Here is a 16,664-nt window from a genome sequence, read left to right as displayed (position 1 = left end):
CCCCGGGGGACAACCCCCGGCCCCCCGGCCGATGATCACCGTAACCCGCACCGGGAATCGAGGCATCTCGCAGTGAAACTCACCGTGGTCGGCGGAGGTTCGACCTACACCCCCGAACTCATCGACGGCTTCGCCCGCCTCCGGGACACCCTCCCCATAGAGGAACTGGTCCTGATGGACCCGGCGCAGGACCGCCTGGAACTGGTCGGCGGCCTGGCCCGCCGCATCTTCACCCGCCAGGCCCACAACGGCACGATCACCACCACCACGGACCTGGACAAGGCGGTGGACGGCGCCGACGCGGTCCTCCTCCAGCTCCGCGTGGGCGGCCAGGCGGCCCGCGAGCAGGACGAGACCTGGCCCCTGGAATGCGGCTGCGTGGGCCAGGAGACAACCGGAGCCGGCGGCCTGGCGAAGGCCCTGCGCACGGTCCCGATCGTCCTCGACATCGCGGAGCGCGTCCGCCGCGCCAACCCCACCGCCTGGATCATCGACTTCACCAACCCGGTCGGCATCGTGACCCGGGCCCTGCTCCAGGAGGGCCACAAGGCGGTCGGCCTGTGCAACGTGGCGATCGGCTTCCAGCGCAAGTTCGCGGCGATGCTGGGCGTGTCCGCCTCCGACGTCCACCTCGACCACGTGGGCCTCAACCACCTCACCTGGGAGACCGGGGTACGGCTGGGCGGCCCCGAGGGCGAGAACGTCCTGCCGAAGCTGCTCACCGACCACACCGAGGCGATCGCCGCGGACCTGCGCCTCCCCCGAGCCGTACTGGACCGCCTGGGCGTCGTCCCCTCCTACTACCTGCGTTACTACTACGCGCACGACGAGGTGGTCCGCGAGCTGCGCACCAAACCGTCCCGTGCCGCCGAAGTGGCCGAAATGGAAAGAAAGTTGCTGGCTCTGTACGCCGACCCGGCCCTCGACGAGAAGCCGGAGCTGCTCGCCAAGCGGGGCGGGGCGTACTACTCCGAGGCGGCGGTCGACCTGGCCGCTGCGCTGCTGAACGGTGCGGGCAGCCCGTACCAGGTGGTGAACGCCCACAACAACGGGACGCTGCCCTTCCTCCCCGACGACGCGGTGATCGAGGTGCAGGCGGCGGTCGGCAGGCAGGGCGCGACCCCGCTCCCCGTCTCCCACATCGACCCCCTGTACGCGGGTCTGATGGCCCAGGTGACGGCGTACGAGGACCTGGCCCTCGACGCGGCCCTGCACGGCGGCCGCACCCGCGTCTTCAAGGCGCTGCTGTCGCACCCCCTCATCGGCCAGTACGAGTACGCGGAACGACTCACCGACGAACTCATCGCACACAACCGGGAGCATCTCGCGTGGGCATGACCGCACGTGTCCTCGCCGTCGACGCGGGCAACAGCAAGACCGACGTGGCGGTGGTGGCGGCCGACGGAAGCGTCCTCGCCACCGCCCGCTCGGGCGGCTTCCGGCCACCGGCCGTGGGCGTGGAGCAGGCGATGGACACGCTCGCCGAGGCGGTGGACGAGGCATTCGCCGCCGCGGGCGTGACCGCTGTCGACCACGTCTCGGCCTGCCTGGCGAACGCCGACTTCCCAGTGGAGGAGGAGACCCTGGCGGCCGCGCTGCACGCACGCGCGTGGAGCTCGACGGTCGAGGTCCGCAACGACACCTTCGCGATCCTCCGCGCCGGGGTGACCGAACCCCGCGGCGTGGCCGTCGTGTGCGGCGCCGGCATCAACTGCGTGGGCATGCGCCCCGACGGCCGCACGGCCCGCTTCCCCGCACTGGGCCGTATCTCCGGTGACTGGGGCGGCGGCTGGGGCCTGGCGGAGGAGGCCATGTGGCACGCGGCCAGGGCGGAGGACGGCCGAGGCGCCCCCACGGATCTGGCGCACACCCTCCCCTCCCACTTCGGCCTGCCCACCATGTACGCCCTGATCGAGTCCCTGCACCTGGAACGCATCGAGGACATCCGCCGCCACGAGCTGACCCCGGTCCTCTTCGCGACAGCGGCATCCGGCGACCCGATCGCCCGCTCCGTGATCGACCGCCTGGCCGACGAGGTGGTCGCGATGGCCACGGTCGCCCTGACCCGCCTGGACCTGCTGGAGGAGGAGACCCCGGTCCTGCTGGGCGGCGGAGTCCTGGCCGCCCGCCACCCCCAACTGATCGACAGCATCCGGGACTTGCTGGCATCCCGGGCCCCCAAGGCAGTCCCGAACGTGGTCACGGCAAGCCCGGTACTGGGAGCGGCCCTGCTGGGCCTGGACGCCGTAGATGCACCCACGGAGGTCCACACCCGCCTACGCAGCCACTTCGAACGGTAGCAACGGCGGCTGCGGCCCCGCGGGGGCTGATCGCGCAGTTCCCCGCGCCCCTAAAGGCAGGGGGTTGCAGTGGGCCTGCGCCGCGAGACGTGACCGTATGCGCCACAACCGTTGCGCAGTTCCCCGCGCCCCTAAAAACGGAGCCCCAGCCGCGTACGGCGGCAAGGGGCCGTGCCGGGGGGTGTCCGCCCGCAGCGGCGGGCGTCCACGCCGAGCACCCTTCTAAGTGAGGGCAACCGCCCGACCGAGGACGGACACCCCCCGGCACGGCCCCGACCCACCCCCACCCGCAGGCGCTACGCAAGCCCCCACCCGGCGCAATGGGCCGCCGCAGGCAAAAGACGCACACCCCCCGAACCCGGATCCTGGAACCGAACAGATTCCCACGGCGTTTTCATGGGCAGGGGGTGGTGCGGGGCGTGTGTCGAGGTGCCGACGCGGCACCCACGCTGCGATCCGATCAAGATCCAGCGAAGGCCGGTGCGGATGTCAGTCCCGGCAGCGATACTTGCCGCGACGGATGACCACGGGGGAGGTCAACAGTGACACAGACGCCGAACAGCAGCGCCCCACCGGAAAACACCCCGGCACAGGGCGCACCCACCATGCCGTCGGTCCCCCCACAGTCACCCGACAACACCTCACACACCCCCACATCCACAACACCCGCAGCACCCGCAACGCCCCCCGCAGAACCCCGCCGCACAGCCTTCGCAGAGGGCTTCGACCAACTCCGCACCGCCGCCACCACCGAACCCGGCCGCCTCCGCATCATCGGCGCCTTCCTCGCCCTCCTCGTGGTCGCCTTCGGCTCCATCGCCGCCTGGCAGATGACAGAGCGCGCAGCCGCAGCCGACGACGTCCTCAACCGCAGCCAGCCCCTCACCTCCGACGCGGCAGACATCTACCGCTCCCTGGCGGACGCCAACACCGCCGCAGCCAGCGGCTACCTCGCCGGCCTCCAGGAGAAGCCGGCCATGCGCGAGGGCTACGAGCGCGACATCCGCACGGCCGCCGCCAAACTCGTCACCGCCGCCGCCAACTCCGAGTCGGGCTCCACCTCGGCGAACACGATCGCCGAACTCAGCAGACTCCTCCCGGAGTACAAGGGCCTCGTCGAGACGGCACGGGCCAACAACCGCCAGGGCTACCCCGTCGGCGGCGCCTACCTGCGCGCCGCGAACGAGATGATGCAGCAGCGCATGCTCCCGGCGGCCCAGAAGCTCCACGAGACGGAGAACGAACGCCTGCGCGCCGACTACGCGGACGCGAAGTCGTTCCCGTGGGCGGCCGCCGGCCTCGGCGTCCTCGTCCTGGCCGCCCTCGTCTGGGCCCAGCGCCGCAACTACCGGCGCACCAACAGGGTCCTGAACCACGGCCTGGTCACCGCCACGGCCGCCGCCACGGTCGTCCTGCTGTGGCTCGCCGTGGGACAGGTCGTCGCGCGCGCCGGCCTCAACGACTCCTACGACCACGGCGTGCGCTCCCTGAACGTGCTGCACGAGGCCCGTATCGCCTCCCTCACCGCCCGCAGCGACGAGAACCTCACTCTCGTCCGCCGCGGCGCGGACACCAGGACGCTGGCCGACGACACGGTCGTCGACGCGTACGAGTGGGGCTACGACAAAGAGATCGGCGACCTCGCCAAGGCGCTCACCCGGGCCGCGGACCTCGCCGACGACACGGCGGGCAAGAAGCCCGTGCAGGACGCGAACGGCTTCATGAAGATCTGGAAGGACCGCCACGACCTGGCCCGCGACGACAACGACTCGGGCAACTACCAGGCCGCCCGCGACCGTGTCATCGGCGCCGCGAAGGAGCCCACGAGCGTGTGCTTCGACAACGTCGACAAGGCCCTGGCGACGGCGCTCACCCACGAGCAGAACGAGTTCAGGCAGGCGGCCGGCGACGGCCGTGACTCGCTGACCGGCCTGCCGACCGGCGCCGCGGTCCTCGCGGTCCTGGGCGCGGCCGGCGCGGTCCTCGGCATCGGCCGCAGGCTGTCGGAGTACCGGTGAGAGGGGGCACGACGATGAACGCACGCGGCACCACGAACGAGGGCGGCACCCCGGTCCGCCCCCGGGGCGCGGCCGGCGCATGGCGCAGGCTGCGGGCCGGCGTGCGCGGCTGGGGCGGGGTGGGCGCGATGGCCGTCGTCTGCGCCCTGGCGCTGGCCTTCGCGCTGCTGCTGCCGCTGTCCCAGGAGAGCGGCCCCGGGGACGCCTCCGGCGCGGGCCGCGGTCTCGCCCACGGCAGCCAGGTGCGGGCCGAGGAGTGCGAGAACCCCGAGGACCAGTCCCTGTCGCCGTCCGGCGGCAACGGCGAGACGACGACGCTGGACGCGATCAAGGACCGCAAGGACCGGCGTCTGATCGTCGGCGTCGACACCAACAGCTACCGCTGGGGCTACCTCGACCCGAACAACCCCTCCGGCGAGCTGGAGGGGTTCGACATCGACCTGGTCCACCGGATCGCCGAGGACATCCTCGGTGACCGTGACGACGTGCAGTTCAAGGCCATCCCGACCAGCCGCCGGATCGAGGCGATCCAGAAGGGCGAGGTCGACATGGTGGTGCGCACCATGACGATCAACTGCGACCGCATCGGCCAAGTCGCCTTCTCCGCTCCGTACTTCGTCACCGGCCAGCAGGTCCTGGCCCCCAAGACCTCGACGATCACCGGGTTCGACAAGACCCTGGCCGGCCGCAAGGTGTGCTCGGCGGAGGGCTCCACCGCGTACGACAACCTCGAGGCGGGCAGGAAGAACGGCGACCTTCCGGCCTCCACCGACATCAGCACCACCGTCCCCAACCAGCTCGACTGCCTGGTGAAGTTGCAGCTCGGAGACGTCGACGCGGTCGTCACGGACGGCGCGCTCGCGGCGAGTCAGGCGGCACAGGATCCGACCGTGGAACTCAAGGGCAGCCTGTTCACGGACGAGTACTACGGCGTGGCGATGAAACTGGGCTCCGACGATCTGGTACGCCAGGTCAACCGCACCCTGGAGAACTACGTCAAGGACGGTGGCTGGGAGGCGTCGTACGAGAAGTGGCTCCACCCGACCATGGATCAGGGCGACAAGAAGTCGGCGTCGGCGACCCCTCCCGAGGCCGACTACAAGTAGCCGGCCGTCAACTGACGGACGACTGACGGAACTCAACGCAGCGAGAGGTGATCGATGGGCGTCACGGACCCCGCCGGGCCGGTGATGGACCGGGACGAGGTGGACCGTGCGCTGGCGCGGCTCGGCGCGGAGCACGAGGCGATCGAGACCTCGCTGCTCGCCCTTCAGGACCACGCGGGCCGCAGACTTCTCGAAGGCGCCGAACTGACGGGCGTCACCAAGGAACGCTGGACGGCCGCGGATGCGTCGATCACGCTGCTGTGGGCGTACTTCGACGCGTACACCGACGCGTTGCGCTCCGCCCGCGAGATCCGGTCCCGTCGCCGCTGGTCCAGCCGGGACGACCTGGTGGAGCTGACGGAGCTGCTGCGGGGCGAGTCGGTGACCGTCGCGGGTTCGGCGACGGCGACCGCGGCCGCCCCGACGCTTCAGGGGTCCGCGAGCAGGCTCAGCGAGCAGTTCTCGCTGGTCACGCTGGTGGACCGGATGAACGAGCTGTACGCGACCTCGCTGGACATGGTGGTCGCGGCGGACGCGGTGTGGTCGGCGCTGCCGGCCCGGATCGATTTACTCGCCGCGGAGCTCCAGCGCACCCGCCAGCTCGCCCACTCCGTCGGGGTGCGCCCGGGCGAGCACCCGGCGGGGGACGACCTGGAGCGCATCACGCGCACGCTGACCGGTCTGCGCGCGCAGGTGGTGTCCGACCCGCTCGCGTACTGGATCCGGAAGCAGGGCAGTTCGGCGCCGGGCGGCGGCAGGCCGGACACCACGGTGTACGACCGCGAGGCACGCGCGCTGGAGGACGTACGGCGTGAGATCGACGCGGTACTGACGGTCCGTCAGGATGCCGAGCAGCGGCTGGTCAAGCTGCGGGACGTGCTCTCGCGCGCGGACCGTACGCTCGCCGAGGCCCGCACCGCGCGCGGCGAGGTGCTGGCGAAGATCGCCGCCACAGAGGTGCCGGTGGTCAGCGGCCCGCCGACCGTGCTCCAGGAGCAGCTGGCGACGGCCGCCGAGTACCGCAGATCGGCCCAGTGGCACCGCCTGTCCCCGCTCCTGGAGTCCCTGGAGCAGAAGGCGGAGGACGAACTGCTGCGCGCCCGCGAGTCGTTGACCGCGGTCACCGCGCCCCTGGCGGTCCGCGCCGAGCTGCGCGGCCGCCTCGACGCGTACAAGGCGAAGGTCGCCCGGCACGGCCTCGCGGAGGACCCGTTCCTCATCGAGCGCTACGACGCGGCCCGCCGCATGCTGTGGAGCGCGCCCTGCGATCTGCGGGTCGCCGAGCAGGCGGTGCTGCGGTACCAGCACGCGGCGGCCGACCTGCTCGGCGGCGGCCGGGTGCCGGGGCCGCGCGGGCCCGAGGATCGCGGGGGATCATGAGGGTGAGGGGGGAGTCGTGAGTCAGGCACAGCGCACCTGTCAGCGGCCGGACTGCGACGGGACGTACGAGGACGTGGGCGGCGGCGAGCTGTACTGCGACACCTGCGGTCTTGCCCCGGTCGTGTCGGCGTCCGGCATGGTCGGCTCACCGCCCACCGGGATGACCGGCGGCAGGGGAGCACGCGGCTCGACGGGCAGCGGCAGCTCCCGCTCCACCGGCCGCGGGAGTTCCCGTACGTCGTCGCAGTCGTCGAAGTCCCGCCGCTCGGTGTCGGGACGGCTGTCGCGCTCGCTGTCGGGCCGTTCCACGGGCCGGTCGGTGTCGGTGCGCAGCTCGGGTTCGTCCACCGGCTCCAGCGGGCGCGGCCGGCTCGGCGTCGGCCTGGTCCAGGTCCCGGACGTGCCGCGGCCCGATCCGCGCGCGATGGTCCTCGAGAACCCGGAGGTGCCCGAGCGCAAGCGGTTCTGCTCGCGTTCGGACTGCGGCGCGCCGGTCGGCCGGGCCCGCGGTGAGCGGCCGGGCCGCACCGAGGGCTTCTGCACGAAGTGCGGGCACCCGTACTCCTTCGTCCCGAAGCTGAAGTCCGCCGACATCGTGCACGGCCAGTACGAGGTCGTGGGCTGCCTGGCGCACGGCGGCCTCGGCTGGGTGTATCTCGCCGTGGACCGCGCGGTCTCCGACCGCTGGGTGGTGCTCAAGGGCCTGCTGGACACCGGCGACCAGGACGCGATGGCGGCGGCGATCTCCGAACGGCGCTTCCTCGCGGAGATCGAGCACGCCAACATCGTGCGGATCTACAACTTCGTCGAGCACCTCGACCAGCGCACCGGCTCCCTCGACGGCTACATCGTCATGGAGTACGTCGGCGGCAAGTCCCTGAAGGAGATCGCGAACGCCCGCCGCACGGAGACGGGTCGGCGCGATCCGCTGCCCGTCGAGCAGGCGTGCGCGTACGGCATCGAGGCCCTGGAGGCGCTCGGCCACCTGCACAACCGCAACCTGCTGTACTGCGACTTCAAGGTCGACAACGCCATCCAGACCGAGGATCAGCTCAAGCTGATCGACATGGGCGCGGTGCGCAGGATGGACGACGACGAGTCGGCCATCTACGGCACGGTGGGCTACCAGGCGCCCGAAGTCGCGGACGTCGGCCCGTCGGTCGCCTCCGACCTGTACACGGTCGCGCGCACCCTGGCCGTGCTGTCCTTCGACTTCCAGGGCTACACGAACGTCTATGTCGACTCGCTGCCCGACCCCGACCACATCGAGGTCTTCCGCCAGTACGAGTCCTTCTACCGCCTCCTGGTCCGTGCCACCGACCCCGACCCGGCCCGCCGCTTCGCCTCCGCGCAGGAGATGACGGAGCAGCTGACGGGCGTGCTGCGCGAGGTCGTGTCGTTGCAGACGGGACGCGCGCGGCCGTCGCTTTCGACGCTGTTCGGTCCCGAAGTGCGGGTGACGGACACGGAGTTGTTCCCGAAGCTGGACGGCGAGGTCTCACGGCTGGGGGCACGCGTGGCGCCCGCCGCGAAGCAGCTCACGGCGGGCAACGGAGTGCCGGGCGGTGCCGCGGCCCAGGGCGCCCCCGGCATCGTCAAGCCCGTCAGCGCCTCCGTAGGGGCGCTCGCCCTGCCGGTCCCGCGGGTCGACCCGTCCGACCCCAACGCCGGTTTCCTCGCGGGTCTGATGACGACCGCGGCGGCCGAGCTGCTGGGCGCCCTCGCCGCCGCCCCCGCGCCGTCGACCGAGACCCGGCTGCGGCAGGTCCGGGCATGGCTGGAGAACGGCGACACGAGTACCGCGCACGAGACGCTGCTGAAGCTGGAGGACGAACGGCCCGACGACTGGCGGGTGGTCTGGTACCGCGGGGTGGCGGCGCTCGTCACCGGCGACCACGAGGGCGCCGCGCTCGCCTTCGACGCGATCTACGACGCCTTCCCCGGCGAGCCCGCCCCGAAGCTGGCCCTCGGCCTCTGTGCCGAAGTGCTGGGCCAGCTCGACAACGCCGCCGAGTACTACCGCCTGGTGTGGTCCACCGACCCCAGCTATGTCAGCGCCGCCTTCGGTCTCGCGCGCGTCCAGCTGGCGACCGGCGACCGCCGCAGCGCCGTGGCGACCCTGGAGTCGGTGCCGGAGAGCTCCATCCACTACACGGCCGCACGCGTGGCGGCCGTCCGCGCCCGGCTGCGTCAACGCACGGCGGTCGCCTCCGACGTACCGTTCCTGGACGACCTGACCGCCGCCGCGGGGCAGGTCGAGGCGCTCGACGCGTACGGCCTGGACCCGGCGCGCCGGGAGCAGTTGTCGACGGAAGTCCTCGGCTGCGCGCTGGACTGGATACTCTCCGGGGGCCAGGGTTCCGCCCCTGGCGCCGCCGGAGGACGGACGCTGCTCGGCAGCGGCCTGGACGAGCGGGGACTGCGTTTCGGTCTGGAGCGTTCGTACCGCATGCTGGCCCGTCTCGCACGGGGCGGCGAGGAGAGGATCGACCTGGTGGAACGTGCCAACCGTTACCGCCCCCGGACGTGGGTGTAGTTGATGTCGCAGATGCCCCAGTTGTCCGCCTGCCCGAGCTGCGAATGGCCGCTCGAGTCGGGTGACCGTTTCTGCGGTGCGTGTGGATACGACCTGTCCGCCGTGCCCGTACGGCCGGACGACCACCCCACCATCGCCCTGAACGGCTCGGCGCCGCCCCCCGCCCCGGGTGCGCCCGGCGCGGACTGGCCCGCGGCCCCCGCGCCGGAAGGCCCCGCCGTCCCGGCGCCCGCGCATCTGCCGGACCCGACCGGCACGGACCCCGGCGGCGCCGCGCTGCCCCCGGGCACTCCCCCGCCCCCGCAGGCACCGCCGCCGCCCGGACCTCCGCCGCCGCTGGCGGGCGCTCCCGAGGCACCGCAGGGACACCCCGGCATCCCGGCCCCCGGCGGCCCGGCCGGACCGGCAGGCCCGCTGCCGCCTCCGGCCGCCGTTCCCGCCCCGACCGGCTCTCCCGTGTCCCCGGCGTCCGGCGTGCGGTTCGACCGGCCGCCGGAGCCCGACGACTACCCCTTGCAGGCGCCCGACCCGCGGATCGCGGCCGACCTGCCGACCCCGCCGGAGGGCACCAAGGTGTGCGTGGCGTGCCGTGCCGGCCGTGTCGACCACGACGGCTACTGCGAGAACTGCGGGCACGCGCAACCGCGCGAGCGCGACCACATGGAGCAGGACGCGGGCCCCGTGGCCGCCGTCAGCGACCGGGGTCTGCGCCACCACCGCAACGAGGACGCGTTCGCCGTCTGCTGCACCGCGCTGCCCGACGGCCGGCCCGCGGTCGTGGCGATCGTCTGCGACGGTGTGTCCTCGGCGACCCGCCCGGACGACGCCTCGATGGCCGCGTCCCGGGCCGCGAGCGAGTCGCTGCTGGGCGCCCTGCCGCGCGGCACCCACCCGCAGCAGGCCATGCACGACGCGATCGTCGCCGCCTCGAACGCGGTCAACGCCCTGGCCGCCGAGCCCGCCACGGCCCGCGAGCAGGCCCCCCACCAGAACGCGCCCGCCTGCACGTTCGTCGGCTCGGTGGTCACGCCGGAGCTGCTGATCGTCGGCTGGGTCGGCGACAGCCGCGCCTACTGGGTCCCGGTGGACCGCAGCACTCCCCCGGCCCGCCTCACCGAGGACGACTCCTGGGCGGCACAGATGGTCGCCGCGGGCCTGATGAACGAGGCCGAGGCGTACGCCGACGAGCGCGCCCACGCGATCACCGGCTGGCTCGGCGCGGACGCCTACGAACTGGAGCCGCACACCGCTTCCTTCAAGCCGGACCGGCCGGGCGTGGTGGTGGTGTGCACGGACGGTCTATGGAACTACGCGGAGGCGGCCGAGGACATGGCCGACGTCGTACCCCTCGACGCCGCCGCGCGCCCCCTGCACAGCGCCCAGGTGCTCGTCGGTCACGCGCTCGACGGTGGGGGCCACGACAACGTAACAGTGGCCGTCCTGCCGTTCCCGGCACCCCCGATGGGGGCAGGATCGGCCTGAGGCCCTGCTGCGGGGACGGCCTCATCGGACCGGAGGGGACCGGTCCGTCGACAGCCAGGGCCCCATCACGGGGTTTTTTAGGGGGATTTGAGAAGGTATGGCCAATTTCTCGAAATCAAACGTGCCGCAGTTCTCGGTGGACGTGTACCAGAACGAGTACCTGCCGGAGGGCGGCCGGGACGTCAGCGCGATCGTCACGGTGACCGCGACCGGCGGCGGCACGATCGGCAGCGCGGTCGCCGCGCCCCACCTCTACGCTCCGGGGCAGGGCCCGTCCGCGGCCGTGGCGATCATGGTGGACTGCTCGGGCTCGATGGACTACCCGCCGACCAAGATGCGCAACGCCCGCGACGCCACGGCCGCCGCGATCGACACCCTGCGCGACGGCGTGCACTTCGCCGTGATCGGCGGCACGCACGTGGCCAAGGAGGTGTATCCGGGCGGCGGACGTCTCGCCGTGGCCGACGCCACCACCCGCGACCAGGCCAAGCAGGCGCTGCGCCGGCTCAGCGCGGGCGGCGGCACCGCGATCGGCACCTGGCTGCGGCTCGCCGACCGGCTGCTGTCCTCGGAAGACGTCGCCATCCGGCACGGCATCCTGCTCACCGACGGCCGCAACGAACACGAGTCGCCGGAGGACCTCAAAGCGGCGCTCGACTCCTGCGCCGGACGTTTCACATGCGACGCCCGCGGCGTGGGTACGGACTGGGAAGTGAAAGAAGTCACAGGCATCGCCTCGGCGCTGCTCGGCAGCGCCGACATCGTCGCCGATCCGGCCGGCCTCGCCGCCGACTTCACACAGATGATGGAGACGGCGATGGGCAAGGAGGTCGCGGACGTCGCCCTGCGGGTGTGGACGCCGGTCGGCACGACCATCAAGTTCGTCAAGCAGGTCGCACCCACCGTCGAGGACTTGACCGACCGCCGCACCGAGGCCGGTCCGCGCGCCGGGGACTACCCCACGGGTTCCTGGGGCGACGAGTCCCGTGACTACCACGTCTGTGTCGAGGTCCCGGCCGCGGGCCTCGGCCAGGAGATGCTCGCCGCCCGGGTCTCCCTCGTCGTCCCGCAACCCGATGGGAGCGCGCACAACTTGGGCGCGCAGGGGCTGGTACGAGCCGTGTGGACCGACGACATGGTCGCCTCGACGTCGATCAACCCTCAGGTCGCCCACTACACCGGCCAGGCAGAACTGGCACAAGCCATTCAACAAGGGCTCGATCTTCGCAAAGCGGGCGATATGGATGGAGCAACGGCCAAACTGGGCCGCGCCGTTCAGCTCGCCAGCGCCTCCGGAAATGCGGATACGGCGAAACTCCTTGCGAAGGTGGTGGACGTTGTCGACGCCGCGGCGGGTACTGTGCGACTGAAGGCGAAGGTCGCGGAGGCCGACGAGATGACTCTCGAGACACGGTCCACAAAGACTGTTCGTGTAAAGAAGTGACCTAGCAGGACCCGGAAAAGATCGAGCCTGACCCCTCGGGGTTGGAGAAATCCGGTCGAGAGCGACCGGAAAAGAGAGGGGGAAGCGCCGACATGCCGACCTGCCCGAACGGACACCAGTCGGGTTCCGACGACTGGTGCGAGGTCTGCGGTCACCGCATGGCCGGTGCCGTACCTCCGCCCCCTCCTCCCCCGCCCCCGCCCGGCGGCGGCTACGGCTTCCCGCCTCCCGGCGGCCCCGGTCCCGGCCCCGGCGTCCCTGGACCCGGTGGTCCGTCCGGTGGCCCGAACATGGGTCAGCAGGGCGGCCCGCCGCCCATGCCCGGTGCCCGGGAGCCGGAGCTCTGCCCGCAGTGCCGTACGCCCCGTGAGGGCGGTGCGCCGTTCTGCGAGGAGTGCCGGTGGAACTTCCTGACCAACACGGCGACGTCGTACACGCCCGCGGCCCCGCGCCCGCCGGCGCCCGGCGGCCCCGGCCTGCCGTCCCACTTCCAGCAGCAGTCGGGTCCCCCGCCGTCGTTCGGCGGCGGTGACTCGTACGAGTACCAGGGCTCGCGCCCGTCGCAGGTGAACCGGCCGGCGGAACCGATCCCGCCGTTCGGCGCGGACCCGCACGCTCAGGGTGGCCCCGGCGGCCCGGGTCAGGGTCCCGGCGGTCACGGTGGTCCGGGTGGTCCCGGCGGCTTCGGCCCCGGCCCCGGTGCCCCCGGCGGTCCTGGCGCCACCAACCCCGGCGCACCGGGTGGCCCCGGTTTCCCCGGTCAGGGCCCTGGCGGTCCCGGAGCTCCGGGCGGCCCAGGCCCCGGCGGCCACGGCGCACCGGGTGGTCCCGGCGGCCACGGCATGAACGCGCCCTCCGCCTTCGGCGGCGACCCCTCACGGCAGGGCCCGCCTCCGCCCCCGCCCGGCCACGGTGGCCCCGGTGGCGCTCCGCAGGCGTTCCAGCCGGCCGGCCCCGGCCCCTCCGCGCCGCAGGCCCCGCCCGGCTTCGGGCAGGACCCGAACCGTCCGCCGCAGGGCGGCCCGTCCTTCGGCGGCGGTGACGACGACTGGGTGATCTCCCCGCCGTCGTCCGGCCCCGGCGGCCCGGGTGCCCCCGGCGCTCCCCCGCAGGGCGGCTACGGCTATCCGCAGCCCGGCGCGAACCAGGCCCCGCCGCCCGGGCCCGGCTACCAGCAGCAGCCGGCGACCTGGCTGGCGACCATCGGTCCGGACCGTGAGTACTTCATGGCGATGATGCACCGTTCCGGCCCCGAGGCCGCCGGTCTGAACCTGCCCGCGTACTCGCCCGAGCAGCAGCGCACGCTCACCGGCAACCAGGTCACCATCGGCCGCCGCCGCCACTCCACCGGCGACACCCCCGACATCGACCTGTCGGTGCCGCCGGAGGACCCGGGCGTCTCGCACCAGCACGCCGTCCTGGTCCAGCAGCCGGACGGCACCTGGGCGGTCGTCGACCAGAACTCGACGAACGGCACGACGGTGAACGGCTCCGAGGAGCCCATCCAGCCCTTCGTACCGGTACCGCTCCAGGACGGCGACCGGGTGCACGTGGGCGCCTGGACGACGATCACGATCCGGCGCGGCTAGCTGGTCGGCACCCGGGAGGGGTCGGCCGTACGGCGGTGAAAGCCCGTACGGCCGGCCCCTTCCGGCGTCTCAGCCGGGCAGGGGCCAGGCGTAGGGACCCTCGGGGTCGTCCAGCCACGCCCACTCGTGTTCGCCGCGCACGGTGATGCCGTACCGCTCCCGCTGGGGCTGTCCCTCGTGCTCCCACAGCGTGTACGCCTCCTGCGGGTCGAGGCTGCCGCGGGTGAGGGTGAGCAGGAAGCGGAACAGTTCGTGCTCCCTGGCCCGGCGCGGCAGCCCCGCCACCGGCGGGAGCTCGGGTTCGCTCCGGCTGCCGCCGCGCAGTGGCACGAAGTAGGCGGGGGTGTGCAGAAAGCGTCCCTCGGCGTGCTCGGCGTCCTGGACGGCGAGGGTGACCAGGCCGGTGGCGAGCGGGGTCAGGATCCGGGCGTCGGGGCGGCACTGGGCGAGCCAGGCGCGCGGGATCGACGGCAGGGTGCAGGTCGCGACGATGCGGTCGTAGGGGGCGCGCGCCGGGACGCCGCGGGCGCCGTCGCCGGTGACGACGGCGGGGCGGTACCCGGCGGCGGCCAGATGCCCTCGCGCCGACTCGGTGATCTCCGGTTCCAGGTCGACGGTGGTGACGAGGTCGTCGTCGCCGAGCCGCCGGGCGAGCAGGGCGGCGTTGTAGCCGGTGCCCGCGCCGATCTCCAGGACCCGGTGGCCGTCCGCCACCTGAAGCGCGACCAGCATCATCGCCATCAGGGACGGCTGGCTGCTGGAGGAGAGCAGCTCGCCGTCGCGCAGTCTGGTGGCCAGCGGGGTGTCGGCGTAGGCACCGCGCACCCAGCGCTCGCGGGCGGCGGGATCGGGGCTCTGGCCCCAGCGCCGCTCGTAGCCGCCGGCGACGCCGACGTAGTAGTACGGCACGAACAGATGCCGTGGCACGGCGCCGAAGACCTCCCGCCACCCGGGGTCGCCGGCCCACGCCCCGCTCGCGTCGATCTCACGCACCAGTGCGGCCCTCGCCGAGGTGGCGAGGTCCTCCAGGTCCCTGTCGAGAGCGTGCGCGCTCATACGTCCACTGTCCTGCGGGAGACGGTGCGGGGCGAGCGCCTGACCGGACGATCCGGAACGAGCCATTCGGCCGGGTGCGGCGGCCGGGGGCAGTCACGAGCAGTCACGAGCAGTTACGACCGGTGCTTCCCGGTCGGCTGGTCCTAAGCCTTGAGTCCTCGGTCGCCGCGTCTGAGACCATGGACGACGTGAAAGAGATTCGGCGCGGCACGCTTCAGGAGCAGACCTTCTACGAGCAGGTCGGCGGGGAGGAGACCTTCCGCCGCCTCGTCCACCGCTTCTACGAGGGTGTGGCCGAGGACCCGCTGCTGCGGCCCATGTACCCCGAGGAGGACCTGGGTCCGGCCGAGGAGCGCCTGACCTTCTTCCTCATCCAGTACTGGGGCGGCCCGACGACGTACAGCGAGAACCGCGGCCACCCCCGTCTGCGGATGCGCCACGCCCCCTTCACCGTCGACCGTGCGGCGCACGACGCCTGGCTGAAGCACATGCGGGTCGCCGTCGACGAGCTCGGCCTCTCCGAGGAGCACGAGCGGACGCTGTGGAACTACCTGACGTACGCGGCGGCGTCCATGGTGAACACGGCGGGCTGACCCTGCCGCGACTCACTGTCACCAAACAGTAAGTGATCATGAGTGTCAGCGGACGCTGACGTCGAGCGCGCCGAGTCCCGCACGCCGTACGGCGATCGACCCGTACGGCGTGCGCAGCCGTAGCCACGCGCCGGACGAGAGCAGCGCCGGCTCCCCGGTGGCGCGCAGGAATCCCAGCGACTGGGCCGCGTGCACGGCCCGCACCGGAAGACGGGTGTCCCCGACGGTCCGGGACCAGATCTCCCGCCCGATCCGGTCGAGTTCGGCGCGGGTACGCCGCTCCTGGGCCAACTCCTGTGTGCGTGAGCGGAACTCCGCGACACCCGAGCCGATCATCGCCCGCAGGGCGTCGGGCGCGGGCAGCCCCGGCACCGGCCGCCATCCGCCGCGCGGCGGGAGCACCCCGGCCCACGGCGGCCCGGTCACGGCGTCCGGTACGACTGCGGTGGCCGCCGACTCGTCGACGGACTCCAGGAGTTCACCCGCGGAGACGGTCACGTCCAGCGTGACGTCGAGTCCGTTCTCGTACGGCTTCGCCAGGCGTACGGCGCGGATCGCCAGCACCTCGAAGGAAGGCGGGCGGCCGAAGACGGCGAGCGCGGTGCCGGCCGCCTGGAGACGGACGGCGGCGCCGCGGTCGTAGTGGAGCAGCCGGGAGAGGAAGGCCGCGAGATCCGCCGCCTCCCCCTCGTCGGCGAGGTGGAGCACCGTCATGCGGCGACGGCCTCCTCCTCTTCGGTCCCGCCGGCTTTGCCGGCCTTGCCGGGCTCGTCGTCCATGTACTCGCGGAGGAACTCCTTCTCCTCCGCGGTGATCCGGCGCGGCCGCTCCGCCTGGAAGTCGAACGGCACGACCACCGTCGAGGCCCGGACGTAGACCAGGTCGTCGTCCTTCACCTCGTACATGATGGTGAAGGACGCGGCCCTGATCTCACTGATCCACAGCTCGATGGCCACCGGGTGGTGCCGGTGGACGAGCTGCCGCTTGTAGTCGATCTCGTGGCGCGCCACCACGGACCCCTGCTTGAAGTCCTTCTCGGGACGGAACAGGAAGTCGATACGGGCTTCCTCCAGGTAGCGGAGGAAGACCACGTTGTTGACGTGGCCGTACGCGTCCATGTCCGCCCAGCGCAGCGGGCAGCGGTAGATGTGGCGCAAGAT

The 16,664-nt window shown here is 72.6% G+C and carries 14 protein-coding genes; 10 read left to right on the top strand and 4 right to left on the bottom strand.

Annotation, left to right across the window (positions count from 1 at the left end):
- The first annotated feature begins 72 nt into the window (after positions 1–72).
- The 5 genes from CP983_RS28185 (at position 73) to CP983_RS28165 (ending at position 6,804) form a co-directional block, all read left to right on the top strand.
- On the top strand, positions 73–1,338 hold the full coding sequence (locus CP983_RS28185) for a 6-phospho-beta-glucosidase (RefSeq protein ID WP_107905444.1): 1,266 nt from the start codon (positions 73–75) through the stop codon (positions 1,336–1,338).
- Positions 1,329–2,300, top strand: coding sequence for an N-acetylglucosamine kinase (locus tag CP983_RS28180; protein ID WP_150502592.1), 972 nt, complete (start codon positions 1,329–1,331; stop codon positions 2,298–2,300). The genes CP983_RS28185 and CP983_RS28180 overlap by 10 nt, the downstream gene beginning before the upstream one ends.
- 542 nt (positions 2,301–2,842) lie before the next feature.
- Entirely contained in the window at positions 2,843–4,318 is a 1,476-nt protein-coding gene (locus CP983_RS28175) for a hypothetical protein (RefSeq protein ID WP_373309817.1), read from the top strand.
- Positions 4,319–4,332: 14 nt separating this feature from the next.
- On the top strand, positions 4,333–5,424 hold the full coding sequence (locus CP983_RS28170; RefSeq protein ID WP_150502588.1) for a glutamate ABC transporter substrate-binding protein: 1,092 nt from the start codon (positions 4,333–4,335) through the stop codon (positions 5,422–5,424).
- 54 nt (positions 5,425–5,478) lie between these two features.
- Positions 5,479–6,804: a hypothetical protein gene (locus CP983_RS28165; RefSeq protein WP_150502586.1), complete on the top strand. Its 1,326-nt coding sequence runs from the start codon at positions 5,479–5,481 to the stop codon at positions 6,802–6,804.
- Between the two features lie 39 nt (positions 6,805–6,843).
- Here CP983_RS28165 and CP983_RS45250 read toward each other — a convergent pair whose 3' ends face one another.
- The gene (locus tag CP983_RS45250; protein WP_425282257.1) at positions 6,844–7,152 is read right to left on the bottom strand and encodes a hypothetical protein; all 309 of its coding nucleotides are present in this window, start codon (positions 7,150–7,152) and stop codon (positions 6,844–6,846) included.
- Here CP983_RS45250 and CP983_RS28160 point away from each other — a divergent pair.
- The 4 genes from CP983_RS28160 (at position 7,124) to CP983_RS28145 (ending at position 13,855) form a co-directional block, all read left to right on the top strand.
- A complete protein-coding gene (locus CP983_RS28160) occupies positions 7,124–9,340 on the top strand; it encodes a serine/threonine-protein kinase (RefSeq protein ID WP_425282256.1) in 2,217 nt (738 codons plus the stop codon). The two genes, CP983_RS45250 and CP983_RS28160, sit on opposite strands and share 29 nt — an antisense overlap.
- A 3-nt stretch (positions 9,341–9,343) precedes the next feature.
- Complete coding sequence (locus CP983_RS28155; RefSeq protein WP_150502582.1) at positions 9,344–10,822, top strand: PP2C family protein-serine/threonine phosphatase; 1,479 nt, start codon at positions 9,344–9,346, stop codon at positions 10,820–10,822.
- A gap of 97 nt (positions 10,823–10,919) precedes the next feature.
- On the top strand, positions 10,920–12,266 hold the full coding sequence (locus CP983_RS28150) for a vWA domain-containing protein (protein WP_150502580.1): 1,347 nt from the start codon (positions 10,920–10,922) through the stop codon (positions 12,264–12,266).
- A 92-nt stretch (positions 12,267–12,358) separates the two neighbouring features.
- Positions 12,359–13,855, top strand: a complete 1,497-nt coding sequence (locus CP983_RS28145; protein ID WP_150502578.1) for an FHA domain-containing protein — start codon at positions 12,359–12,361, stop codon at positions 13,853–13,855.
- A gap of 69 nt (positions 13,856–13,924) precedes the next feature.
- Here CP983_RS28145 and CP983_RS28140 read toward each other — a convergent pair whose 3' ends face one another.
- Positions 13,925–14,911 (bottom strand): methyltransferase domain-containing protein, encoded by a 987-nt coding sequence (locus tag CP983_RS28140; protein WP_107905452.1) that lies wholly within the window; start codon positions 14,909–14,911, stop codon positions 13,925–13,927.
- Between the two features lie 179 nt (positions 14,912–15,090).
- On the opposite strand from CP983_RS28140, the gene CP983_RS28135 reads away from it, so the two are divergent.
- Positions 15,091–15,504, top strand: a complete 414-nt coding sequence (locus CP983_RS28135) for a globin (RefSeq protein ID WP_030959324.1) — start codon at positions 15,091–15,093, stop codon at positions 15,502–15,504.
- A gap of 45 nt (positions 15,505–15,549) precedes the next feature.
- Here CP983_RS28135 and CP983_RS28130 read toward each other — a convergent pair whose 3' ends face one another.
- Entirely contained in the window at positions 15,550–16,218 is a 669-nt protein-coding gene (locus CP983_RS28130; protein ID WP_125529147.1) for a DUF8185 domain-containing protein, read from the bottom strand.
- Positions 16,215–16,661 carry an acyl-CoA thioesterase gene (locus CP983_RS28125; protein ID WP_107905454.1) on the bottom strand — a complete coding sequence of 149 codons (447 nt, stop codon included), beginning with the start codon at positions 16,659–16,661 and terminating at the stop codon, positions 16,215–16,217. Before CP983_RS28125 ends, CP983_RS28130 begins: the two co-directional genes overlap by 4 nt.
- Positions 16,662–16,664 lie beyond the last annotated feature (3 nt).

It is taken from the genome of Streptomyces chartreusis (genome assembly GCF_008704715.1).
Lineage (GTDB): Bacteria > Actinomycetota > Actinomycetes > Streptomycetales > Streptomycetaceae > Streptomyces > Streptomyces chartreusis.
This window is presented reverse-complemented; position numbering and strand designations above follow the sequence as displayed.

What these genes read in the sequence shown, in the direction of transcription:
- CP983_RS28170 (WP_150502588.1), top strand. Translation starts at nt 4,333, where the DNA reads ATGAACGCACGCGGCACCACGAACGAGGGCGGCACCCCGGTCCGCCCC.
- CP983_RS28165 (WP_150502586.1), top strand. Translation starts at nt 5,479, where the DNA reads ATGGGCGTCACGGACCCCGCCGGGCCGGTGATGGACCGGGACGAGGTG.
- CP983_RS28155 (WP_150502582.1), top strand. Translation starts at nt 9,344, where the DNA reads ATGTCGCAGATGCCCCAGTTGTCCGCCTGCCCGAGCTGCGAATGGCCG.
- CP983_RS28150 (WP_150502580.1), top strand. Translation starts at nt 10,920, where the DNA reads ATGGCCAATTTCTCGAAATCAAACGTGCCGCAGTTCTCGGTGGACGTG.
- CP983_RS28145 (WP_150502578.1), top strand. Translation starts at nt 12,359, where the DNA reads ATGCCGACCTGCCCGAACGGACACCAGTCGGGTTCCGACGACTGGTGC.
- CP983_RS28140 (WP_107905452.1), bottom strand. Translation starts at nt 14,911, where the DNA reads ATGAGCGCGCACGCTCTCGACAGGGACCTGGAGGACCTCGCCACCTCG.
- CP983_RS28135 (WP_030959324.1), top strand. Translation starts at nt 15,091, where the DNA reads ATGGACGACGTGAAAGAGATTCGGCGCGGCACGCTTCAGGAGCAGACC.
- CP983_RS28130 (WP_125529147.1), bottom strand. Translation starts at nt 16,218, where the DNA reads ATGACGGTGCTCCACCTCGCCGACGAGGGGGAGGCGGCGGATCTCGCG.